Origin of the sequence: Salinimonas marina, assembly GCF_015644725.1 — a bacterium.
Taxonomy (GTDB): Bacteria; Pseudomonadota; Gammaproteobacteria; order Enterobacterales; family Alteromonadaceae; genus Alteromonas.
The window spans coordinates 197,688-222,291 of record NZ_CP064795.1 but is presented as its reverse complement, the minus strand read 5'-3'; the positions used below and the strand labels follow the sequence as shown (position 1 = coordinate 222,291).

Annotated in this window: 12 protein-coding genes and 3 pseudogenes; 9 read left to right on the top strand and 6 right to left on the bottom strand. The window is 50.4% G+C overall.

Going from position 1 to position 24,604, the window contains the following annotated elements:
- Positions 1-12 precede the first annotated feature (12 nt).
- Complete coding sequence (locus tag IT774_RS00925) at positions 13-1,173, bottom strand: Gfo/Idh/MocA family protein (RefSeq protein WP_195810950.1); 1,161 nt, start codon at positions 1,171-1,173, stop codon at positions 13-15.
- Positions 1,174-1,431: 258 nt separating this feature from the next.
- On the opposite strand from IT774_RS00925, the gene IT774_RS00920 reads away from it, so the two are divergent.
- The 3 genes and pseudogenes from IT774_RS00920 (at position 1,432) to IT774_RS00910 (ending at position 3,865) form a co-directional block, all read left to right on the top strand.
- On the top strand, positions 1,432-2,466 hold the full coding sequence (locus IT774_RS00920) for a LacI family DNA-binding transcriptional regulator (protein ID WP_195810949.1): 1,035 nt from the start codon (positions 1,432-1,434) through the stop codon (positions 2,464-2,466).
- Positions 2,467-2,477: 11 nt separating this feature from the next.
- Positions 2,478-3,352 (top strand): annotated as a pseudogene (locus IT774_RS00915) (sugar phosphate isomerase/epimerase family protein).
- Between the two features lie 189 nt (positions 3,353-3,541).
- Entirely contained in the window at positions 3,542-3,865 is a 324-nt protein-coding gene (locus IT774_RS00910) for a DUF3392 family protein (protein WP_195810948.1), read from the top strand.
- A gap of 55 nt (positions 3,866-3,920) precedes the next feature.
- On the opposite strand, the pseudogene acnA reads toward IT774_RS00910, so the two are convergent.
- Both acnA and IT774_RS00900 read right to left on the bottom strand, forming a co-directional pair.
- Positions 3,921-6,640, bottom strand: a pseudogene (gene acnA / locus IT774_RS00905) (aconitate hydratase AcnA).
- Positions 6,641-7,086: 446 nt separating this feature from the next.
- Complete coding sequence (locus tag IT774_RS00900) at positions 7,087-9,372, bottom strand: TonB-dependent receptor (RefSeq protein WP_195810947.1); 2,286 nt, start codon at positions 9,370-9,372, stop codon at positions 7,087-7,089.
- Positions 9,373-9,549: 177 nt separating this feature from the next.
- Here IT774_RS00900 and IT774_RS00895 point away from each other — a divergent pair, with 177 nt between their 5' ends.
- The gene (locus tag IT774_RS00895; RefSeq protein ID WP_195810946.1) at positions 9,550-10,233 is read left to right on the top strand and encodes a haloacid dehalogenase type II; all 684 of its coding nucleotides are present in this window, start codon (positions 9,550-9,552) and stop codon (positions 10,231-10,233) included.
- Positions 10,234-10,254: 21 nt separating this feature from the next.
- Here IT774_RS00895 and IT774_RS00890 read toward each other — a convergent pair.
- Positions 10,255-11,342, bottom strand: a pseudogene (locus IT774_RS00890) (Gfo/Idh/MocA family protein).
- 268 nt (positions 11,343-11,610) lie between these two features.
- Here IT774_RS00890 and IT774_RS00885 point away from each other — a divergent pair.
- The 3 genes from IT774_RS00885 to IT774_RS00875 all read left to right on the top strand — a co-directional run bounded on the left by IT774_RS00885 (position 11,611) and on the right by IT774_RS00875 (position 15,010).
- Positions 11,611-13,230 carry a methyl-accepting chemotaxis protein gene (locus tag IT774_RS00885; RefSeq protein ID WP_195810945.1) on the top strand — a complete coding sequence of 540 codons (1,620 nt, stop codon included), beginning with the start codon at positions 11,611-11,613 and terminating at the stop codon, positions 13,228-13,230.
- 242 nt (positions 13,231-13,472) lie between these two features.
- Positions 13,473-14,597, top strand: coding sequence for a porin (locus IT774_RS00880; protein ID WP_195810944.1), 1,125 nt, complete (start codon positions 13,473-13,475; stop codon positions 14,595-14,597).
- Positions 14,598-14,608: 11 nt separating this feature from the next.
- Positions 14,609-15,010, top strand: a complete 402-nt coding sequence (locus IT774_RS00875; RefSeq protein WP_232365060.1) for a type 2 periplasmic-binding domain-containing protein — start codon at positions 14,609-14,611, stop codon at positions 15,008-15,010.
- Between the two features lie 84 nt (positions 15,011-15,094).
- Here IT774_RS00875 and IT774_RS00870 read toward each other — a convergent pair whose 3' ends face one another.
- Complete coding sequence (locus tag IT774_RS00870; RefSeq protein ID WP_232365059.1) at positions 15,095-16,093, bottom strand: aldo/keto reductase; 999 nt, start codon at positions 16,091-16,093, stop codon at positions 15,095-15,097.
- A gap of 250 nt (positions 16,094-16,343) precedes the next feature.
- Between IT774_RS00870 and IT774_RS00865 the strand changes: the two genes are divergently transcribed.
- Both IT774_RS00865 and IT774_RS00860 read left to right on the top strand, forming a co-directional pair.
- Entirely contained in the window at positions 16,344-16,658 is a 315-nt protein-coding gene (locus IT774_RS00865) for a DMT family transporter (protein WP_195810943.1), read from the top strand.
- A gap of 373 nt (positions 16,659-17,031) precedes the next feature.
- Positions 17,032-17,745 carry a haloacid dehalogenase type II gene (locus IT774_RS00860; RefSeq protein ID WP_408641206.1) on the top strand — a complete coding sequence of 238 codons (714 nt, stop codon included), beginning with the start codon at positions 17,032-17,034 and terminating at the stop codon, positions 17,743-17,745.
- Between the two features lie 403 nt (positions 17,746-18,148).
- On the opposite strand, the gene IT774_RS00855 is transcribed toward IT774_RS00860, so the two are convergent.
- Complete coding sequence (locus tag IT774_RS00855) at positions 18,149-24,589, bottom strand: putative Ig domain-containing protein (protein WP_195810941.1); 6,441 nt, start codon at positions 24,587-24,589, stop codon at positions 18,149-18,151.
- Positions 24,590-24,604: the final 15 nt, after the last annotated feature.

Genomic DNA, 24,604 nt, shown 5'->3' with positions numbered 1-24,604 from the left:
TATGTGACAAGGTTATTGTGAAAGCTCAGGCACCGGGTGCCATTTGGTTTCACTGTCGCTGCTATCGAGCATCGCCTGAATAAAGGCCATTCCGCGAACGCCGGCTTCAATGCCGGGTACACCGTCAGCGGTGCCGGTCTCGCCCTGGCGAATCGCGGTGGCAAATGAGGTATACAAATTAGCCATCGCTTCAAGATACCCTTCGGGGTGTCCGCCAGGAATACGGCAGCGCTGCATGGTGGCTTCACACAAACCGGGCTGACCACCACCGGCACGAAACACCTGATAAGGCGCATCGACGGGCCGGTAAATAACGGTATTTGGCTCCATTTGCTGCCACTCCAGGCCACCCTTGTCACCATAGACCCGAATTTTCAGCGGATTTTCTTCACCGGCACAAACCTGACTGGCGATGAGCACGCCGGTAACGCCGCTTTCGGTTTTAATCAACGCCGCGCCATCATCATCCAGCCGCCGACCCGCCACGTGGGTATTGAGCACACCACATAACTCAGTGACTTTTTCACCCAACACAAACTCAATCAAACCGAAGGCGTGGGTACCGATATCGCCCATGCAGCCACTGGCTCCGGCCAGCGCCGGATCGGTACGCCAGGAGGCTTGTTTGTTGTGGCTTTCTTCTTCACCTGACAACCAACCCTGCGGATACTCCACATACACTTTTCTGATGGTGCCCAGTTTATTGGTGGCCACCAGATCTTTAGCCTGAAACACCATCGGGTAACCCAGATAGGTATGCGCCAGGCCATACAGAACCGAGCAGGAAGATAAATCCTGCGCCAGCTGTTTTACTTCTTCAAAGCTGACTGCAGCCGGTTTTTCGCAAAATACATGGAACCCGGCTTTGGCCGCCGCCAGAGACACCGGCACATGTAAATGATTTGGGGTCACAATACTTACTGCCTGCATACGCTCGTTTTCAGGCAGTTTTGCTTCTGCTTCGAGCATTTGCTCCCAGGAGCCATAAACCCGCGAAGGCTCTAAATCCAGACTCTCGCCCGTACGGGTATTGTTGTCCTCATCCCGGGAAAATGCGCCACAGACCAGTTGGTAATGACCGTCTAATCCCGCCGCGTGCCGGTGAACCGCCCCGATAAAGGCGCCTTCACCGCCGCCGATCATCCCGAGTCGGATTTTATGTGTTCGTGCCATGTGCCTCTCCGGAAAAAAATGTTAGAAACTTGTTATCTGAATTAAAATGTAACGGATTACATTCTTTTGTGTCAAACCCTTTTGGTTAAACTTGGGGTGAACATGTAAATTTGTAGGGAAGAGTTCCCGCTTAATGTTGTAAAAATGTTTATAAACTGGAATTTATACTGGATTTTATATTGGAATTACGTCATCGTTTTATCTGTTAATGGTAACGGTTACATTTTTATAACACAGGTGGAGAGAGTCACAACCCTCATGGCAACCATTCGAGATGTAGCAGAATTGGCGGGAGTATCGGTAGCCACGGTTTCACGTACTCTACAGCAACCTGAGCGGGTATCTCCGAAGACCCGTAGCCGGGTGCTTAGTGCTATTGAGCAGACCGGCTATCAACCCAATTTGATGGCCGTAAAATTTCGTTCCGGTAAAACCCATAGCCTGGTGGTGCTGGTCCCCACCGTGGCAAATCTATTTTTTGCCCGGGTGATAAGTGGCATGCAGGAAGCGGCCGCCCAGCGTGGCTATACTCTGCTGCTGGGCAATACGCTGGGCAATCCGCAAATTGAAGCAGACTATGCCCGCATGGTGCAGACAGCGCAGGCAGATGGCCTTATTCAGCTACGCGCCTCTAACCCGTTTTCACCCGAAAAATCCGCCAGCGCTGGTCTGTTGCCGATGGTGAATGCCTGTGAAGTACTAAACACCAGTCTGTGTCCCACCGTGACCCTTGATAACCGGCTGGCCGCGGCCACCATGACCCGCCACCTGCTCGATTTGGGTCATCGTCGTATCGCTTTGATTAAAGGCCCGCAGGCCAGTCCGCTGACTCAGGAGCGGCTGGCGGGTTATCAGGATGCGTTACAGCAGGCCGGTATCGACTTTGATTCCAGCTTATTGTTTGATGGGGACTTTACCCTGCAGGCGGGGTATGAAGCCGCCCGCAAAATCCTGGCGCAACCGCAGCCACCCACAGCGGTATTTTGTGAAAATGATGAAACCGCCATTGGCGCCATGCAGGCCATTAAAGAAGCCGGTTTGCGGATCCCTCAGGATATGTCAGTGGCAGGCTTTGATGATATTGCCTTTGCTGCCTATAGCGATCCACCGCTGACCACCATCGCCCAGCCGGCAGAAGAATTTGGTCATACTGCCGTCAGTCTGCTGGTAGAGGTATTGACCGGCAAAATCAGCAAAGCCCCAAAAGTGATTTTGCCTTTTGAACTGATTGTACGCCACAGCACAGGGCCGGCACCCATCGCCGGCGCAAGCTACTTAACACCAGCACTGTAAAGGAGATATTTATGCCAGCTTCATGCTCTGCCAATCCAGACGGTACCGGCTTTAACCGTCGTCGTTTTTTACAACTTAGCGCAGCGGCGGCCAGTGTGGCGGCAATGCCGGTGTCGCTATCGGTCTCGGCCCATCAACATCAACACCATGGAGTGTCCGGGTTGCAGCTTTATACGCTGCGTGACTGGATGGCGGTAAGCGTGCCCGCGACCCTGAAAATGGTGGCTGCCGTGGGTTACAAAGAGCTTGAGTTTGCCGGCTATTTTGGTCATAAACCCGCCCGTATAAAACAGATGCTGAAGGATGAGGGATTAACAGCCCCCTCGGTCCATACCCCCTGACGGCGTTTGAAGCAAGCGTCGATAAGGTCATCGAGAGTGCTTTGGAAGCGGGCCACCGTTATATTGTGCTGCCTTATTTAACCGAAGAGCAACGCGGCTCCCACATTGATGTCTACAAAAAACTGGCGGATAACCTCAATCGCTGGGGCGAGGCCTGTAACCAGGCCGGACTGACCCTGGCTTACCACAATCACGATTTCGAGTTTATAAAAACCAATAATGCATTGCCTTATGATGTGCTGTTAGATCGCACCGAACCTGCGTTGTTAAGTATGGAAATGGATTTATTCTGGATGGCCAAAGCCGGCAAGGATCCCCTGGCCTACTTCGACAAATACCCGGGCCGCTTTAAATTATGGCATGTTAAAGATATGGATAAACACGGCGAATTTGCGGATGTGGGGACCGGCACTATCGATTTTGCGCCTATCTTTGCTCAGGCCGATAAAGCGGGGGTAGAGCATTACTTTGTTGAACGTGACCAGACCGATGATAAGCTGGCTACCTTGAAGCAAGGTCACCAGGCCCTGTCGGCATTACTATAGTCCGCTTATCTGCTGGCAGGGGCCGATTATAGCCCGCTCAAGCCAGCTTGAGTGGCAATGGTCGTTGTTAAGGCGCTGTCTCTACAGCGCTTTTTTGTGTTTGTGTTGCTGCGTATCAACGCTAATACCGCTACACTGGCGCGTCTGATTATCCCCTTTACCTGAAAAAGATTTGTCGGGAATGTGTCTATGATTGATTTGCTTGCCCAGCTGACACGGTGGTTATCGCCGTATTTCGGCCAGATGAGTCTGATGCTGATGGCCACCTTATTGGTGGTATTTGGCGATATTGTTAACAAATACGTCAAGCACGTACTCAGCCCCTGTCACTTTGTTATCCGGGTGATCTTGTTTGTCTTGCTGTGCGCATTTGGCTATGGCGCTCTGACCTTATATGGCGCGCCTTTGGTACTGCATCTTATCCGGTTTTTTCCCGATTATTTGCAAGGCGCGGTATTTATCGCAGCCTTTTTTGCGGTGGGGCTGTTTGCCGAACGACGCCGGTACATGTAACACCAAAAGAAACACATAAAAAAGGCGGCTGAACAGCCGCCTTGTAAGGGTTGGGTTATTTGGCTTTTTCGAGATACTGGCGAATTACATAATGTAAAATGCCCCCATTTTCAAAATAGGTATACTCGTTAGCAGTATCAATTCTCACATCGGCCATAAACTCGGTGACCTCACCGGAGTCCTGCATCATGGTGACCTGCACCTCTTTGCTGTCACGGGATACCTGTGAAATTGAGAAGGTTTCGTCGCCGCGAATACCTACCGACTCGGCACTTTCGCCTTCTTTAAACTGCAGCGGTAAGATGCCCATACCAATCAGGTTAGAGCGGTGAATACGCTCATAACTTTCGGCAATAACGGCCTTCACACCCAGCAATGACGGCCCCTTGGCGGCCCAGTCACGACTGGAACCGGTGCCGTATTCTTTACCGCCGACCACAATAGCGCCGACCCCTTCGTCACGGTACTTCATTGCCGCAGCAAAGATAGACATCTGTTCGCCACTGGGGTAATGCGTGGTGGCACTGCCGGTGGTGCCCGGTGCCAGCTGGTTTTTAAGACGCACATTGGCAAAGGTACCGCGCATCATCACTTCATGATTACCCCGGCGTGAACCGTAGGAGTTAAAGTGCTTCTGCTCAATGCCTTTTTCCTGCAGATACTGACCTGCCGGGCTGTCTGGCGCGATGGCACCGGCCGGTGAAATATGGTCGGTGGTAATCGAATCACCCACTTTGACCAGACACCGGGCATCCTGAATGGCTTCCAGGGCATCCGGTTTTTCACCCATATCGGCAAAGAATGGCGGATGTTTGATGTAGGTTGATTCAGGCCAGTCATAGACCGAGGTCGACGATACCTCCAGCTCGTTCCAAACCCGCTTGCCTTTATATATGTCGGCGTACTTTTGCTTAAATAACTCGCCTGACACAAACTCCTTGACCATCGACTTTATTTCTTCGTTATCAGGCCATAAGTCTTTCAAATATACCGGCCGACCATTTTTATCAGTGCCCAGCGGCTCGGTGGTAATATCAATATTCATGTTTCCGGCCAGCGCGTACGCCACCACCAACGGTGGTGAAGCCAGATAGTTGGCCGCTACATCCGGGTGGATGCGGCCTTCAAAGTTACGGTTGCCCGACAGTACCGAGGTCACGGTCAGATTGGCATTGCGTACCGCCCGGTTAATCTCATCAGGTAATGGCCCTGAATTACCAATACAGGTGGTACACCCATATCCCACCAGGTTAAAGCCCAGTTGCTGCAGCGGCTCCATCAGTCCGGCATCTTCCAGATACTGAGTGACCACCTGCGAGCCCGGCGCCAGCGAGGTTTTAACCCAGGGTTTGCTGGCTAAGCCTAATTCCACTGCTTTTTTCGCCACCAGCCCGGCGCCAATCAGCACCGAAGGATTGGACGTATTGGTACAACTGGTGATGGCGGCAATTACAATTGCGCCATTTTCCAGATTAAATTTCTGGCCCTGATATTCCACGTAAGAATCATGTTCTTCGTCAACCTCAGACATGTCGCCGCCCTCGGCAACAAATTTTTCTTCTTCTGTTTCGACTTCTTTGATATCAATTTGAGAGTTATACCAGTCTTTAAATGCACCGGCGGCTTTGTCCAGCGGGATACGATCCTGCGGACGTTTCGGACCGGCCAGTGACGGCACCACCTCATTTAAGTTTAAATCAAGGGTTTCATGATAAACCGCATCTTTGGTGTGATCGTCGTGCCATAACGACGCCGCTTTGGCATATTCTTCCACCAGTTTAATCTGGCTTGGATCACGACCGGTCAGTTCCAGGTATTCCAGTGCTACCGCATCGATAGGGAAGATGCCGCAGGTGGCACCATACTCGGGGCCATATTGGCAATGGTCGCCCGGTCGGCGGTGGTAAGATGCTTAATGCCCGGACCAAAGAATTCAACAAATTTGCCCACCACGCCATGGTTACGCAGCAGTTCGGTAATGGTCAGTACCATATCGGTCGCCGTGACCCCGGGATTCAGATTACCCGATAACCGCAGACCCACCACTTTTGGTGCCAGCATGGTCACCGGCTGTCCCAGCATCGCCGCTTCTGCCTCGATGCCGCCGACACCCCAGCCCAGAATACCCAGGCCATTGATCATGGTGGTATGGGAGTCGGTACCAACCAGCGTGTCAGGATAGACATAGGTTTCGCCATTTTCTTCTTTGGTGAACGCACAGCGTGCCAGGTACTCCAGATTCACCTGGTGCACAATACCGCGACCCGGCGGCACCACTTTAAAGTTATCAAAAGAAGACTGGCCCCATTTCAAAAATTGATAGCGTTCTTTGTTACGCTCAATCTCCACATCGGTATTTTTCTCAAACGAGTCTTTCTCGCCGTAATAATCCACCATGACCGAGTGGTCGATGACCAACTCTACCGGATTCAACGGATTGATAACCTGAGCATCGCCCCCGAGTTTATCCACTGCATCACGCATGGCCGCCAAATCTACAATCGCGGGGACCCCGGTGAAGTCCTGTAAGATAACCCGCGCCGGCACAAAGGAGATTTCCTGCTGACTTTCGTCGCTGGTATCCCAGGCGGCAATTTTTTCAATATCTTCACTGGTGACAAAATCTTCCTGTTCATGCCGAATCAGGTTTTCCAGCAAAATTTTGATACAAAAAGGCAGACGGGATAAGTCGTGTTGTTCGCTTATTTTGTCAAAGCTAACCATTTTGTACTGCTGATCGCCGACGTTAAGCTCGGAAAATGTCTGATATTTCACCTGTTCACCATCCTTAAGAGTTACTTGGCCCGGTAGGCTTTATCCACAACCACAGTTATACCGGGCGGGTAAGTGTGTGGATTCATACGGTATTCAGGTGAAAAAAAGTTCATTCGCAATGCTATTGTAAAGGCGACTTTAATGATCTTCTGGCAGCGGGGTTAGCGATGCCTCCAGCAGGTAAAAAATTCACTTTTTACCGCGTCGTGCAGCATTGGGCAGGCAAAGCGCAGGGATTAAGTCTTTAGTGCCACGGCCATGCCACCGTGGGCAGCGCCGGACCATTTTACCCACACAGAGAATATTGAAGGCTAGCAGGGGCTGCAGGGGCAGAAGAAGCAAAACGCTGTCGGGCATGCCGCCAATAACCATTACAGGGTTACAGTAAGGTGACTCTTACAAAAAAGGAGAGCCGCAGCTCTCCTTTTTGCATCATCAGCTATCGACTAGTACAGGTCGAACGATTTGGTAAAGCGCAAACCAAATTCACTACGATCGTTACTGCGGACAATACCGACATAGCCATTTTGCGCCAGACGACCCTGGTCATACACTTCATCAAACACATTCTTACCATACAGGCTAACCGACCAGTCACCCGCCGGTGCTTCGTAACTGACGTTGAAGCCAACCAGTTCTCGTGCATCCATCGTCTCATTCGGGTTATACACCGACTGTCCCTGCATCTGGTCGCGGAACGAGTAATCCACACTGAAGGTCATCAGTGCGCCGCTGCCAAGTTCATGATAGTAAGTGGGAGCCACCATAATGGTCCATTTCGGCGAAAGTGCAGGCGAGTCGCCCTCACCAATACCTACTACCCCATCATCAATAGAGGTAATTTCGGCATCCAGGTAGCCAAAGGTGGAACGAATCACAAAATCGTCGGTAACATTGGTGGTCAGCTCAAGCTCTACACCCTGTGAGCGTGATTCACCGGCATTTTCAACGATAGTGACAAAGCCACCGCCGGCCTGCGGGTCTGAAAACGGCAGCGCCAGGTCGGTGTAATCAGTTAAGAAAAACGCCGACATAAAGGTGACTCGTTCACCAATCTCGCCCTTAAAGCCAACCTCGTAATTAATCGCCGTGGTTTCATCAAATGACACAAACTGCGCGGCACCACCAAATGGTCGGGGCGGAAAGCCGCCGGTCTGATAGCCTTTTTGAACCGCCAGGTACATATTCAGATCGTTAGTCAGCTTATAGCCAGCATTCACATCCCAGGTGAATTCAGAAAATTCAGCACTGCGATAAGCACGCTCACCACCAAATGACGGGAACAGCGCATCGGCGTCTTTTTCATCCCGGCTGTAGCGCATACCACCGCCGATATCGAGCTTTTCGGTCAGGCTGTAAGACACATTCACGTATGCCGCATAGGCTTTGGTTTCCTGCTGAATGTCGAAAAAGCCGTAATCGCCACAAAAGCTGCATACCTCGGTGACCGGGGTCACCCCGTCATTCAGCAAGCCATTAGGCACATTGAACGGGCTGAAGGTCCAGGGGCCAGAAGTGGTGTCGCCCTCTTCGGTAAAATAGTACAGACCAGAGACAAAGTCGTAACGGTCGTAGGTACCGTTTAACTGTAATTCAAAGGAAGTCTGGTCAGCGCTACCGGTTTCCGGAAATTCAGACAGATTCAGAGGGGATGCATCATCATCCAGACCGCCTTCGTATTCAGAAGAACGCTTGCTGGCGATAAACTTCAGATCCAGATTATTGGTGGCTGCCCACAAGGCAGTTAATGACGTGCCCCACCCTGAATACGCCGTCGACTCGATGCCCGGCACAGTGGTGCCTAGATCATCGGGGTTTTCAGGTAACAAAGAAGGGTCCAGCAAATAGAATTCACCATCATCAATACTGAATTCAGTGGGGCGATTTTCAGTAAATTCGATGGTGTACGGCGACTGACCGGCTTCGTTTTCCACAAAATCGGCGGCGACTGTTACCGAAAAATCTGAGCTAAAATCATACTTTGCCGCTACCCGGCCACTGTATTCTTCTTCTTCACCAATTTCGCGCTCTGGATTGTCCAGATTAATCGCTGTGCCGACGCCGTCACGCTGTTTAAACGAACCGGTGGCCGATACGCTAAAGTCATCGGTAATATCGCTGTTAATGTACAGATCAGTGGCTAAGCGCCCACGAGTGCCCACTTTGGCTGAAACCGTGGCAATATCCTGGGCACCGGGCGCTTTGGTAATGATGTTGACCGCGCCACCCAGAGTGTTACGGCCATACAGGGTGCCCTGCGGTCCACGCAGAACCTCAACCCGCTGCACATTAGGCAACGACATGTTAGCGCCCATCTGCCGACCCAGATATACCCCATCCAGATAGACACCCACACCAGGATCGGTGGTGATCACGTGATCCTGCAGGCCGATACCGCGAATAAAGACAGAGGCGTGGCCACTGTTACCCGCGCCATAACGGCTGATGTTTAAGTTGGGAACATACTTACCAATATCATCCAGGTTGGTAACATTGGTATCTTCAATCAATCCTTCGCCAATAGAAGAAACTGCGGTCGGGGTTTCATAGATGCTTTCGGTACGCTTACGGGCGGTAACCATGATTTTTTCTACAGCTTCGTCGGCCGCTGGCTCATTGCTGGTTTGTTGCGCCACTGACAGTGCAGGGTACAAACAGGCAGAAATAGCAAGAGTAAGGGCACAGACACGTGTAGGGGTAGATGTTCGCAGGCTAGGCGAATGAATTGACATGATTTTCTCCGTCTGGTGAGTGCTTTTTAATTAGTCTTGTACAGATTATGCACGGATGTGCGCTCGTTACGCAGATCGGGCGGCGAGTATACAACAGTGAATGTGTTTAGGAAGTAAAATTTTTGTTTTTTAAGAATTTGCTTATATTTCAACGCTCCAATAAACCGGGATTTTTTTATGGCCTTAGCTTCTTCTCCCAAAGTCATATTTTTTGATGTGAATGAAACCCTGCTGGATATGCAGGCAGTCAAAACCGCCATTGCCGAGGTACTTGATGGCGATGAGTCACTGGTACCGGTATGGTTTGCCCAGTTGCTGCACCACTCATTGGTGGACAGTGCCACCAACCAATACCACGATTTTGCCGAAATTGGCGCGGCAGCCTTGGTGATGGTGGCCCATAGTAAAGGTAAAACGCTATCCATGGAGCAGGCTAAAGACGCCATCACCACACCTATGACCCAACTTCCCGCCCACGACGAGGTGAAAGCGGCGCTGGCCCGGCTTCAACAAGGCGGGTTTACACTGGTGGCGTTTTCTAATTCGGCCGAGGCGGGCCTTAACCGTCAACTATTGAATGCAGGCGTACGCCAGTATTTTGATGCCGTGCTTAGTGTGTCATCAATAAAGCGTTATAAGCCCCACGGGGAGACCTATCAATGGGCAGTTAAGACGATGCAGGCGGATACCCATGAGTCACTGATGGTGGCGGCCCACGGCTGGGATGTAAGTGGTGCCAAGGCCGCCGGCTTGCAGACTGCTTTTATTGAGCGCCCCGGCAAGATGATGTATCCGCTAGGGCTGACCCCGGACCTATCGTTACCTTCACTTAGCGAACTGGCGGATGAGCTGGGGGTTTAGCGCCGGGCGACGCGGCGCCGGTTAAAGGGTCACCTGCTTACCGGTTTTGGCCGCTTTAAAAATAGCATTAACCACCCTGATGTCGGCCAGTCCTTCTTCGCCGGTCACCAGCGCCGGGGCTTCGTCTAATAGCGCCAGTGCATCATTGTCCATTTGCAGCGTTTGCTGCATGCCGTCGATGGGTGGCAGGCGCTTACCATCACTGGTAGTGCCGGTCACCCCACTGTATTGCTGCATGGGCTTAAGCTGGTACCAGCCATTTTCACACTGGGTTTTTAAATGGTTAAACCCTTTTACTACGCTGGTACCGCAATCCGCGCTCAGGCCTTCGCCAAAGTCCAGTGTAAACAGAGTGGTAGCATCCACTTCAGTAAATGTTTTGGGGTGGTTATTTAAATGCTTACCCGTCACCGCCACCGGCTCCCTGCCAGTGATAAAGCGCGCCCCATTAATGGCATAAACGCCCATATCGTATAACGCCCCACCGCCCATATCAGCCTGCATACGCCAGTTACCAGGGGGCCGGGCACTGCCGGCATAGCCGGCATAACTGCTTAAACCGGTAATAGCCCATAGGGCAAACTGTGCTGATAATCGGCAAAGGTACGGGTGTTAGGCTCATGTTGCATACGGTAACCAATGGCCAGCTTTACCTTGTTTTTATTACAGGCATTGATGATGGCCTGACATTCCTGCTCATCCATGGCCATAGGTTTTTCGCACCAGACATGCTTGCCGGCGTTGGCCGCCTGTACCGCGAAATTTTTGTGGGTGCCGGTGGGCGTGACCACGTACACCACATCAATGTCCGGATTATCCGCCAGCTTATGCATGGTCTCATAGGTATATACATTGTTATCGGTAATACCGTATTTTTTTTGCCATTTGGGGATTTTTTCAGGGCTGCCGGTAACAATGCCGCGCAGCTCACAATATTGAGTGCTTTGAAGTGCCGGCGCCAGCAGATTCTCGCTGTAATTGCCCAGGCCCAGCAAAGCGACACCAATTTTACGTTTACCGGCAATACCTGCCAGAACCGGTGCGCTGGCGGCGAGCAATAAGCCCGAACCGGCAAGTCTGATAAACTGACGTCTGGACCAATCACTCATAGCTGACTTCCCAATAAAGATAGTGTTGAAGCAGAATGTTGTTATACGTGAGGGGCGTGCAGGATTGATCAGTTAAGGCAGGACTGCCAAAAGGTTAATCAAGGGTGGCGAAATTATTCTAAAGTTTCATGGTGAATAGTGCGATAACCTCAGTAATATGGGCCTCACTATCCCGATAAGATTTTGCAAACCTTTTGACTTCACCCCTATTTTATTAGTTCTTAACGACCGTATCTGGTTTCGGTTGCTTGTTGCACAGGACGCTACTATGAATTTTCTGCTACATCTTTCTGTTGCCAAAAAAATCTTTTTGATTCCGATTATTGGTGCGGTCAGCTTTATTTTATTCGTTTTTATTAACAGCTATATTTCCACACAGAATGCTGACCAGCTTAAAAGTGCCAAAAATATTGATTTTCCTGCGCTTCAGCTCAGCACCACCGCTTTGGTAAGTATGGAAAAGGTGCGCGATACGCTGGCCAGTGCAGTGACCACCGGCGATGCCGATGCTCTGCAGCAGGCCTCAGCATCGGCCGCTACCGTGGAACAAAGCCTCGCACAAATTCAACAAATGGATCCGGCTCTGCATACTGAAGTGTCCAACATTTTGGCAGAATTTGAGACGTATTACCGGCTTGCCTATGGCATTACGCAATCAATGCTGGATGGAACAGCAGATTTTGCCCGGTTAAATGACAAGCTGGAACAAATGAACACCAGCTATGACACCGTTACTGGCGAGCTTAATGGGTTCAAACAGCAACGGGCCGATGCCTTTGATACCGCCTTTGCAGATTATAACGAGGCTCAGCAATTTTTGATGTTGCTGGGGATTATTATGGGGCTGGTTACCACCATTATTTTATTTGCCACCGCCTGGCCCATTGTGGCTGAAATTCGTGGTTCACTGCAAAAGGTGGTGCACTCACTGCGCAACATTGCAGAAGAAAATGGCGACCTTACGGTGCGTATTGATTCTCAGTCGAAAGATGAAATTGGCGAACTGGTCACGTATTTCAACCGCTTTATGGCGCGTTTGCAAAATGTGGTAAAAGATATTGTCGATACTACCCTGCCCTTATCGGATTTAGCCCAGAACCTGAATGCGCTGACCGGCGACACCAATCGCACCATCACTAACCAGCAAAATTCTGCGACCCAGGCAAAAGCGGCTGTGGAAGATATGAATCATTCGGTTAACCAGGTGGCGTCGAATGCTGCCGAAGCGGCCACCTCCGCCAATGATGCTGCGGCAGCGGCCGATGAAGGAAAACGGGTCGTCGGCGATACCGTGGCCAGTATTGAAAATCTGGCTCAGAATGTGGCCCAGACTGCCGAAGTCATTCAGAAGCTGGAGCATGATTCTAATCAGGTTGGTGAGGTGTTGGATGTTATCAAAGGCATTGCTGAGCAGACTAATTTGCTGGCGCTAAATGCCGCCATTGAAGCGGCCCGGGCGGGCGAACAAGGCCGTGGCTTTGCGGTGGTGGCGGATGAGGTGCGAACGCTGGCGTCGCGGACTCAGCAATCTACGGAAGAGATTCAAAAAACAATTGAACGATTGCAAAGTGCTGCGCAATCAGCAGTAAATGTGATGCATAGCGGCAATGAGCGGGCCCGGGAAAGTGTAGCGGCGGCCAATAAAGCGGGGCAAAGTCTGGATACTATCACCCAGACTATTAATATGATCAGCCAGATGAATGCGCAGATTGCCCAGTCTACTGATTCGCAACAAGCGACCTCAAAAAACATTGTCGGCAGTGTTGATGCTATTTTTCAGCGAACCGAAGAAACCAGCCGAAATTCACAGCAGCTGGAATCCGCCAGCACCGAACTGGCGGATTTGGCCACCAAACTGGAAGCGATTGCCCGGCAGTTCAGGGTATAGCCGCGACGGTTAACCACGCGCACAGTCATTGTTTTTTATCCCAGCCAAAGCGGTAACGGAGCTCCCCTCTGGTACCGCTTTTTTTTGGTAGTGACGTTACTAAATTATGGATATTCTGCGTATGTACGTTGATACCCCTTTATCAATATGGCTATGCTATCCATGCTCTAGAGGTATAGTGCTTTTCCACAAATAGCTTAATATGCGCCTGGTTATTTAAATCTATTATTTGTGGATATCAGATGCAATTTAAGTCTTTTTCTGCCCTGGCTGCTGGCCTGGCATTTTCATTAAACGCTATGGCTGATGTTCAGCTAAGCGGTTTTGGTACCCTGGCGGCAGGCTTGCCGACCGACGGCGACACCGAAGTACGCAATTACACCGACGGCGAAGTTGATTTTAAAACCGGTTCTTTTTTTGCGCTGCAGGCTTATGCTGATTTGGATGAGGGCTTAAGCGCCACGGCGCAGATTCGTGCCCGGGGCATCGAAGACTGGGATCCGCAATTTACCTGGGCGTATCTGTCTTACGAGGTGCAGGAAAACTGGCGGGTACAGGTTGGCCGTCAGCGTATTCCTATTTACCTGTATTCTGATTATCTGGATGTGTCTTACGCGTATCACTGGATTGCGCCGCCTTCAGAAGCGTACCAGTCGTTTTTTGACAGTATCGACGGCATTTCTTCTATTCATGACTTTAGCGTCGGCGAGGCGATGCTGAACCTGCGTTTTTACTATGGTCAGGAAAATACCACCCGTGCCGATGGCATCGAGTTTGATGTAGACAAGGTGTTCAGCGCGGTCGCCAGCGTCAATTACGGCTGGTGGACTTTGCGCACCACTTATGCACACTTTGAGCTGACCTCAGATTTGGGCGTGGCACCGTTGTCTGCGGCCTGGGCACAAACACCGTTTGGCTATGTAGGCGATGATCTGGAAGTTAAAAACGATGATGTGACCGGTGTTGAAGTTGGCGTTATTTATGATGACCAAAACTGGTTGTTTGTAGCCGAATACATTCCGGCCTCACTGGATAATACCTTGATTGGGGACTTTGAACCCTGGTTTGTATCGGTGGGTAAGCGCTTTGGGCCGGTCTTAGTGCATGGTACTTATGGTCGTGATAAAGCAGAAACCGGGGTGGATTTATCTGCGGTACCTCGAGGTGTCGATGCGCAGCTTGATCAGCTGACCGCGGTCACTGAGCAGGCAATTGCCTCACGCACCCGTAATGCCGAGTTTTATACGGTTGGTGCACGCTGGGATTTTCATGATTCGGCCGCGTTTAAAGCCGAATACACCAACTCTGAGCAGGCTGACGGTCGCAATGCAGGTTTATTCCAGGTTGCCTTGGTAACGGTCTTTTAAGGGTTTTGCACATGAGCTTATTTAAAAAAACAATGAAACAATCTTTGATGGCCCTGGCTTGTCTGTGCGCGGCGCCTGTATATGCCGATATTGCGGTGGTGGTAAATAATGCTAACCCAGCCCCGTTATCGCAGGATGAGGTGTCTAAGGTATTTCTGGGGAAAGATAAATCACTGACCCCGGTACTGGCCGAAGGCGCGCCGGCGGATGAGTTTGTTGAAAAGGTACTGGCTCGTTCACCAAGCCAGTATAAAGCCTATTGGGCCAAGCTGGCCTTCACCGGAGGCGGGCGTCCGCCAAAAACCGACGATGCGGCCAGTGTATTAAGCGAAGTGGCCAGTAACCCGAAAGCGATCGGGGTCGTGGATGCTGCCGCGGTAAATGCCGATGTGAAGGTGCTTTTCACGTTGTAAGCGCTGATCCCGGGCGGCGGGGTCTGCCGTCCGGGATCTTCTTCTGATTATTGCCATTAGTGCAAACAACCTACCACAGGCCGTTTAAATCTGGCCTTGAATATGTGCTTTTATCTTTTGTTCGTAAAAGGCGTTTAAACGCTGATGCAGTGTTGCGTCCAGGTTTGGCAGGGTGGCGGCGGTGACATTCTGAACCACCTGTTCGGGCCGACTAGCCCCTGGGATCACACAGCTTATGGCCGGATGGTCCAATATCCAGCGTAGTGCAAACTCCGGCATTTTCAAATGTTTAGGTTTAAAGTCACGCGCCAGTTCACTGACCAGCCTCAGCCCGGTTTCGTACTCCATTCCCGCAAAGGTTTCGCCAACATTAAAGGCCTCGCCCTGACGGTTAAACTGGCGATGATCAGAGGCGTTAAACTCGGTATCTTTATCGAATTTCCCACACAACAAACCACTTGCCAGCGGCACTCTGGCAATGACACCCACCTGCTTACGCAACGCATTATCCAGTAACGAGTCAGCCGCGCTTTGGCGAAACATATTAAAAATCAGTTGTAGCGAGGTCAGCCCGTCGTATTGCAAGCAGGTTTGTGCTTCGTCCAGGGTTTCCACGCTGGCGCCATAGTATCTTATTTGTCCTTCCAGCTTTAATTCTTCAAGCCAGTCAAATACATGTCCTTGTTTTAGCTGGGCATGGGGAATACAGTGCAGCTGTAATAAATCTATCTGGTCACGCTGCAACCGATCCTGTGAGCGCAGCACTGAATCCCGCATGCTGTTAAAACTGTAACCATCTGGAAAAACCCCTTTGGAGCGGCCATATTTGGTGGCCACCACAGCATCTTGCCACTGGCTGGATAACACCTCTCCCAGAAAGTGTTCACTCTGCCCCGCCCCATACACATCGGCGGTGTCAAAAAAGCGAATGCCTTCGTCAAGAGCGCTGTGAATCACCTCGTGAGCGCTCGCCTCGGTAATCGGGCCAAAATCGCCCCCGAGCTGCCAGCAGCCTAAACCCACCGGTGTTACCGGTAAATCAGACTTACCGAGTGTGCGTGTTTTCATTCTACGCGAAGACATTATTGCCCCTATATTGGTTGGTGAGCTATCGGTACTGTGAAAAGTACGCAGAGCATAGTGCTTAAGACCACGTAGACACGGCCGGGGTGGTATAAATACCGATAAAACACGGTGGTTGTTGAGCCTGTCAACAAGACGCTCATCGGCATTGCGCTGTTGTAAAGACTTTGCGCCAGTTACACTACCAGATACAGGCGGGTTCAGATTTTACAGCTGACCCCGATAATCATCGGCGGAATTAAGGAGTATTATGAGCTGGGTATATCTCATTATTGCAGGCTGTCTTGAAATTGGCTGGCCCGTCGGATTAAAAATGGCCCAGACCCCGGAGACCCGGTTCTCTGGCATCATCGTTGCGGTGGTATTTATGGTGGCCAGTGGCTTCTTATTATGGCTGGCGCAAAAACAGATTCCCATCGGCACCGCTTATGCCGTGTGGACCGGTATCGGCGCGGCGGGTACTTTTTTTGTGGGGGTGATGTTTTATCAGGATCCGACCTCATTTTTACGTTACCTAGGGGTGCTGCTTATCATCAGCGGGGTAATTTTGCTCAAAGTCGCCTAAGCCCGGGGCAGACCCTCTTCTCTATCGTTCTATTAAGTAAGCTGATATTGGGTAAGGTGATTCTGGCCATCACAGAGCATAGAAACATGATGGTGTTTTTTATGTTGCCCATGAGGTGCCTGCACCTATCTCCGGCAGAAGGTTACCATAACCTATTCTAGGAGCCTCCCTGGTTAAGGTCTTACTTAGTATGGTGCGGTCTTTTTTTCGAGTAACCAGGCCCGGTCGCCTAACGTATTTTTATGCAGCGCAGCGTTTTGGCTTTTACTGCGTATTTACTTTGGCCGGCGAAGACATACAATCATCTTGAACATCCGTTCAAAAAGCATTTTATTAAAAGGAGCAGAATCACATGCGCTTTATCATGGCTTTAATGCTGGTATTCGCCAGCTTAGGTGTACAGGCAAAAGATACCCCTCAGCCTGAGGTTATCTTTTTTGATGTTAATGAAACGCTGCTTGATCTGAATTCCATGCGCAGCTCGGTGACCGAAGCCTTAGGGGGCCGGGATGACTTAATGAGCCTCTGGTTTTCAACCATGTTGCACCACTCATTGGTGGACAACACCACCCGCCGGTTTCACACCTTTGGCGAAATTGGCGTGGCCTCATTGCTGATGGTGGCAGAATCCAATGAGGTTGAGCTTAGTGAAGCAGAAGCGCGCCAGGCCATCGTCACTCCCTTACGCAGCTTACCCCCGCATCCAGATGTCAAAGCCGGATTACAAGCCCTTAAAGAGGCAGGCTTTACCCTTATCAGCCTGACCAACTCTTCAAACCAAGGCGTGAAGACCCAATTTGAGAATGCCGGACTTTTGTCTTATTTTGATGCCCGCTACAGTGTGGAAGACATTCAGCGTTATAAGCCTGATTTACGGACTTACCAATGGGCGCTGGAAAAGGCCGGGGTAACCGCAGAAGAGGCAATGCTGGTGGCGGCCCATGGCTGGGATATCGCCGGAGCTAAGGCTGCAGGCTTACAGGCAACGTTTATCGCCCGTGAAGGCAAGGTCCTGTATCCCTTAGCGTTAAAACCCGATTATAAGGTGAACACCCTACCAGAGCTGGCCAAAATTCTGGCCCGGTAACCAAACTGATAAAGACTGCAAGGTTACACTATTGCACAGTTACCGTGCCGGCCGCTGCCCCTTTAAATTTGTAAAGGGCCGCGGCTTAAAAGTAATGTCAAATAAGGTATATCCCCCACCGGTAATGGCAGGTTTATTACCGGTGCGTTAGTAGCTGGCGTTATGGACAGGCCATCGGTTTATTTATTTTTATAATACGCGGTTGGTGGGTCGAAGCGGGTTTGGGCTAATCTTATTTGCGTTTATTTTATTTGGGTTTGGGTTAGCCTTATTTGGCTTAGCCTTACTTGGGTTAAAGGCCAGATCACAGCGCCATAGGGGGCGGGATGTCTTATAGCGGGGTTAACGCCAAAGAAGACCCAGCGCACCGGGCACTGAATCTTCTCTCACTCATTCCCAGCTCTTATCTCTGATAGAACTGATACTGAATATTTACGCCCACCAGGCGAACATAGTTGCCTGCTACTTCATAGCGTCTGGCCGTCAGACCGACAGAAAACTGCTTAGCAATATGCCACTGTAAATTGCCTCCGAAAAACAGCTCGCTATCAGAAACCGTTTCGCGACCAGTATCAATTTGCGTCCCTTCAACATCAAGTTGCAAATTGTAATCGGCATCGTACCAAAACTTACCCACCCGAATTCTCCAGCTAAGATCCTCATTAATCTGCTGACCATAAGAGATGGCAATACTTTCGCCGGAGGCTGAACTGGGATGGTCAAAATCAAGCTCACCCAGGTAGGTATCAATTTCAAACTCGGTAATTTGATCGGTGAAGGAGACCTGGTTTTCACCCAGGTCCACCGTGCCTATCTCCAGCGCCCACCTGGGAGTAATACGATAACCAAAGTCGAGCCAGTAAGACTTGCTGTCTTCAGAAATACTCTCAAAAACCGCCGTATCTGAAACATTCATCACCTTTTGACGGATATTGTTTTCATCAAGATTGTATTTGGCATTACCCAGGCCGCCTTTTAAATACAATCTGTGCTTATCAGAAGCCTGCGACGCCGTAGCGGTAATCATCAGACTTAGCGCCAGCAGCAGGCGCTTTTGACGCCATATCACGGCCAGCCCCAGCGCCAGGTAAGACAGCATGCCAAAGCTTCCACCGGATTTTGAAGTAACCACAACTTTGCTATTAAAGATCTCTGGTTTGCCTACCCCACTTGGGTCACGAACAATCCCATTGACCTCACCGTCCGCATCATTCGGACCACCATCTTCTATTGTTAACTGCACGCACCAATCTCCTTCTGTTAACCCAGGCTTGTATTCAGACGAGCCCGGTTCCGGGCAATAACCTGGTTCCCCTAAAGCTGATTTAACCATGTTATTGCCATCTTCTACATAGGTCTGCCAGCCTGAAGCAGGCATATACTTTCTGTACACCGCTGCTTCAGGGATCGCCGCTCGCTGTGGTAACACCACATTTATCGACACCGTACCTTCGGGCAATCTTTCGGCAATAAAGTCGAAATAACCACCTACATTTTCAATCGTATCCGGCTCAATGTTTAATTTAGCAAAGTCGGCCTCTGTAACCTGCGCGCCGGTGTAGGTACTAAATGATGACAAACGCCCCAGTTTTAATTTCAGACCTACATCACCTTCAACAATATACGCGTCTTTGACGATGCCACGCTCGGGCAGCAAATAAGGGACATCATTGTTATCCAGATAATCCGGGATACCATCCCTATCAGCATCAGTCCAGCCTTCATCCGCATCGTTGATGCCATCACCGTCGGAATCTGTTGAGCCATTGAGCGCAACTCGCTCGCTGATCACCGGAATAATAATATTGGCAATACTTGACAGCGCAGGGCTGCCATTGTCAGTAACCGTCACGGTTAAATCGATAGGTCCTAACGGTAAGCCAATCGCGCTGATACCAATCGCTTTACCATTTTCATCTTCAACAATAGTAATCCCTTCAGGAACCTCCCATTGAATAGTGTGAATATCGCCCGGATCGGTAATGTCTAGGTTAACCACCAAAATACCATCTTCAGGCGTGACGACCGCCGCAGGTGAACCGTCTACAAAGGTTGATAATCTCAGTTGTGGGGCTGCATTGGTTTCAACGATATCCAGCGTAATGTCAGGTTTCACCCCTACGTTATGGCGGTTATCTAAAGCCAGGGTTAGCGTGTCAACATTTTCGCCAAGTCCGTCGTCAGTCAAATCGATATCAATGGTTGCGGTGGCGCCAGAGGTTATAGTAAATGATTGTGCTGACAGCTCGTAGTCTTCACCTTCTGCGGTTCCGCTCACGGTAAAGTTATAAGTAGCAGGATACTCAGGCAATTCGCCATTTAAAATCAGGGTTACCGTAGCTACAGCACCTTCTTTCACCTGTACATCACGACTTAATGAAGCTTGCGGGTAAATATCGACAATCTGTTCAATCTCGCCCACATTGCCTTCAGCATCGACGGCTTTCCAGGTAAGAATATGCCGACCGGGTCTGAATTGTGTACCCTCTGCTTCCAGTCCAACTAATTCTGGCTTACAGCAGTCAGCATCCAGAGCACTGGTTACCGACACCTCAATCGCCTCTTCAATCATTTGCGCAGTAATACGGGTAAAGGTACCGGTGGCGTCGATTATAAAGGGCGCTACCGGGGCGAAGACCGGTCCACGCTCATCAGTGAAGGGGTCACTATTTTGCAAAAACTCTTCGCTGTTGATCGTGCCATCACCGTCTAAATCCTGACGACCATCACTGGCATCTAAGGAGTCAAATCCTTGCTCCGCTTCATAAGAATCTGGCATCCCATCGCCATCATCATCGGTGTCTGCATTATTGCCAATACCGTCGTTATCTGTGTCCAGCGTTTCTTTCGGATCTAATGGAAAGGCGTCCCGACGATCTTCAACATTATCGTTGTCATCATCCGTGTCGGCATTATTACCAATGCCATCGGCATCCGTATCAAGAGACTCGGTGGGATCTAGCGGGAACACATCGACCCTATCGGCCACTTTATCGCCATCATCATCGGTGTCTGCATTATTACCGATACCGTCGTTGTCAGTGTCCAGAGTTTCGGTAGGGTCTAACGGAAACGCATCCCGGCTATCTTCCACAGCATCATTATCATCGTTGGTGTCGGCATTATTGCCAATCCCATCCAGATCGGTATCCACCCATTCAGCAGCATCAAGGGGAAATGCATCTTCTGAATTCAGGAAACCATCACCGTCGGTATCCGGGTCGGTATTATCCGGCTCCCCATCACCGTCGGAGTCTTTGAGTACAAATAGCGCAAAGGTGGCGTCGACGGCGCTGCCATCCGGATCGCTCGCTGCTATCGTGACATTGAACCCACCCACATCGCCTGGCCCCGGGGTACCGGTTAGTGTGGCCCCATCAAAGCTAATCCAGGCCGGTAGTGCAGAGGTAACCTGCAGGGTCAGCACATCTTCTTCTATGTCGCTGAAGGCCGTATCAGGCACCGTGTAACTAAACGCCACCCCTTCGATAGCGTTTTGATCTTCAAGACCTTGATTGATTTCAGGGGTATCATTGACCGGTGCTACCCGAATCGCAAAGTCAGTAACTTCGGCAACAAAGCCACCAAAGCCATCGCTAAGGGTGAAGAAGAATGTATCAGTAGGATCTTCTGAGCCATCATGACGATATTCAACCACATTCATCTCATCAATATCCAGCTGCGTGAAGGAGTCACCTACATTTAACAGCGCATCATTTTTATATAAGGCGCCTGCTGCAGGAAGCTGGGTAATGGTGTAAACCAAGTCTACCGGCAGCTGCTCGTGGTCCATATAATGCAGTGAATTATGCATAAAAAACGCATTGCTGTTTTCGTTAACATCCAGACCCTCGAAGTGGTGTCGCATCGGGTTGGTATTGGTGCCGGTGATAGTCAGGGTATAGTCCTGAAAGACACTTTCACCGGCATCATCCTTGGCAATAACACGAATATCAAAGGTCCCCCGGTCGTACCAGTCATGCACATAGGTGAATGTCCGGTCGGCCGAATTCAATGAGATAAAGTCAGGTAGGGGAGCACCATCTGTCAGTTCGGCCGTAAACGTCAGACTATCGGCCTGCCCCTGGTTCATATCTTCATCAGAAAAGGAATTGGCCGCGAACTGATAAGTCGCCGGGCTGGTGGTAATGTCTGTGGTCTGATTAACAAGGGCAGCACCTGCTGTCGGAGCATCATTGGTATTGGTTACTGACAATCTGAATCCTGTTGAAGCGCTTTCGCCAGAAGTATCGGTAGCGGTAATAGTTACCTCATTGTCTCCTGGCGTCGTCGGCGTTCCGGAAATTTCCAGCGTATGACTGTCAAAGCTTACTCCATCTGGTAAATCTGTTACCACAATATCCAGAGCTTTGCCTTCCGGGTCGTTAAAAACGCTCCCCACATTGATTGTGGTCATTAGCTGATCTTCAGCAATATGGGTGTTAGGGATAGTATTGTTGACCGTAGGGGCCGTATTCGCGTTAATGTACAGGGTAAATTGTGCTGTGGCGGTCCCCCCTTTACCATCCTGGGCACTGACTAGTACCGTATGCTGACCAATCACCGATGTGGGGCCGGTAAAAGATTGCGAAGCCCCGTCAAAGGTAACCCCGGCGGGTAGCCCACTTACTGAATAACTTATTGTATCGCCGTCACTGTCGGTGAAAAAGTTGGTCGGTATGGCAAAGGAAAAGGGTTCTTTTTCCAAAAAGGTCTGATTGGACAAGGTGCCATTGGCTTGCGGGGCATCATTCGCCAGCGAACCCAGGGTCACACTGGTATTAAACAGGTTACTTTTTTGAGCTTCATCACTTAACACTAAAGATAAGGTGCGAAGGCCATCGGTAGGTGTAGCCGCTGTATTTTCATAGGTCAATGCCCGCACGAGCGCTTCAGCCGCATCTAACGAAGTACTACCGGTAAAGTCGATAACCAGCGGCCCTCCCGCACCATTTTGAGAGCTACTGATAGTCGCAAAATCAACGCCCTGATAAGCAATAGTTCCTGCAGGATCATTAACCAGGATTTCTCCTGGACCAGTACCCGCGCTGTCGACGCTGAGTATTTCATTCGCACCGTCAATTCTGGTGGTGTCGATTCGCAGTTTACCCCCTTGCAGGTCGGCGGAGTCGGCATCGGTAAGAAATCCATCACGCCCCACATCCACAAAGGTTCTGGCACCATCGAGTGAATAGGCCCCGTCACCAGGGTAGTAGGTCAGCTGTGGACCAAGCGGGTCTGGCACTACAAAGTTAATGGTCTGATACGCTTTAACCTTACCATTTTCTTCAATTTGAAATGTAATCGGGTAGGTACCAGAGGTCAGCCCATTCGCATCGAACTGATACTGCCCAGAGTCCAATGTAGAAAGGGCTAGATCCCCATTTTCGTTTCGGACATTACCCAAATTGGTACTGGTTACCGTCGAGCCGCTCACCTCGTCTATAGAAAAAAGCAACGGTGTATCTGGCGACACGATAGCAGTTTTTGTTTCCTGTGGAATATCTTCTGAAAATTCAAACTTCTCGGTAGCCGGGCCATTAATCAGATATAAAATGATGTCAAAGTGAGCTTTTGATTTTACAGACCCCGATGCGTCAACATCTTCAGCCACGAAACCGGCAGAATACAAGCCGGCAGTACGTGTGCCAGAGCCAGTCCAGGTGATTAAACCGGTGGTCTGGTCTATATCAATCCCCGGCGGATTGGCCGATGAACCGCCGCCTAGCTCTTCAAGACTCGCCAGCCGATACTTAATTTCATCTCCATTGGGGTCCACCACATTAGTTTGGTAGGTCCAGTTAGTTAACACACTGCCATCGCCATTTTGCTTAGGGACTTCAAAAACAATAGGTAAATCTAACCCTGCCTGCTTGTTACCCTCGCCGGTATACACCAGGGTCTGGATGTCCCATCGGCCATTCGCATTATTGTTTAATCCACCTATTCTGTTGCCACCGTCGTATTGGACCTGGTACGACACCGCAGGATCCACATCGTACATTTCAAATACCTGGGTCAACAGGTCATATTCACCATCAGCGTCCGGATCATTGATTGTTTTTAACACCGCCTGACTGGTTATTTCCACCGGGGTGATGGTGGCATTGGTAAGCTCTGCTCTTCCAGAAAGTTCTGACTTTCCCACAGCCCAGGCGGTGGTCATATACAAGCGCACATCATCTACCTGACCATCGCCGTCGGCATCTACCGGGATCCATTTGATGCCACCGCCCCGAAAATGGGAAAGATAACCGTTATATTGGGATAACAGTGATTGCTGGGCGAAAAGCCCTTCATCAATGTCGCCGACGGTGTACTCTAAAGTCCAGTTGGCTGCATATTTGTCACCACCCGTGGTATCAGAAGACGCCGCCACGTCAACCTGCATGGCATCGGCTAACTGCTTGACAAAATATTCACCCGAATCTGTTCTGGCAATGTCACAGCCATACAGTTTTACATCGGCCCCGGGGGCAAAGAATTGCTGCAATGCGCTCATTTTCGCCATGGAAGCGCTGTTTGCTTCAAGGATATCTGACCCCAGAAAAACCTGGCCGTCAGCCCCGTGGGAAATAAGGTGAAGATCACGTATTTGACCGCCGTTGGAGGCTAACGCAGACTGTAACTGCTCAATACCTGAAGTTTCTGAATTTAATATGACAGCTTGATGGCCATTTTTAACGGCGGTGGCATAAAGCCAGGCCGCATCAGGCGCGGTGCTGTCTATGACCACCAACGAATGCGATGCTTGCTGAGCACTTTGGCTAGCGTGGGCATTGAGTGAAAAACCTGCCAGTGCTAATGCAACAAAAGGGGCAGAACGAATACATTGCGAAGTCATACGAGCTACATCGAT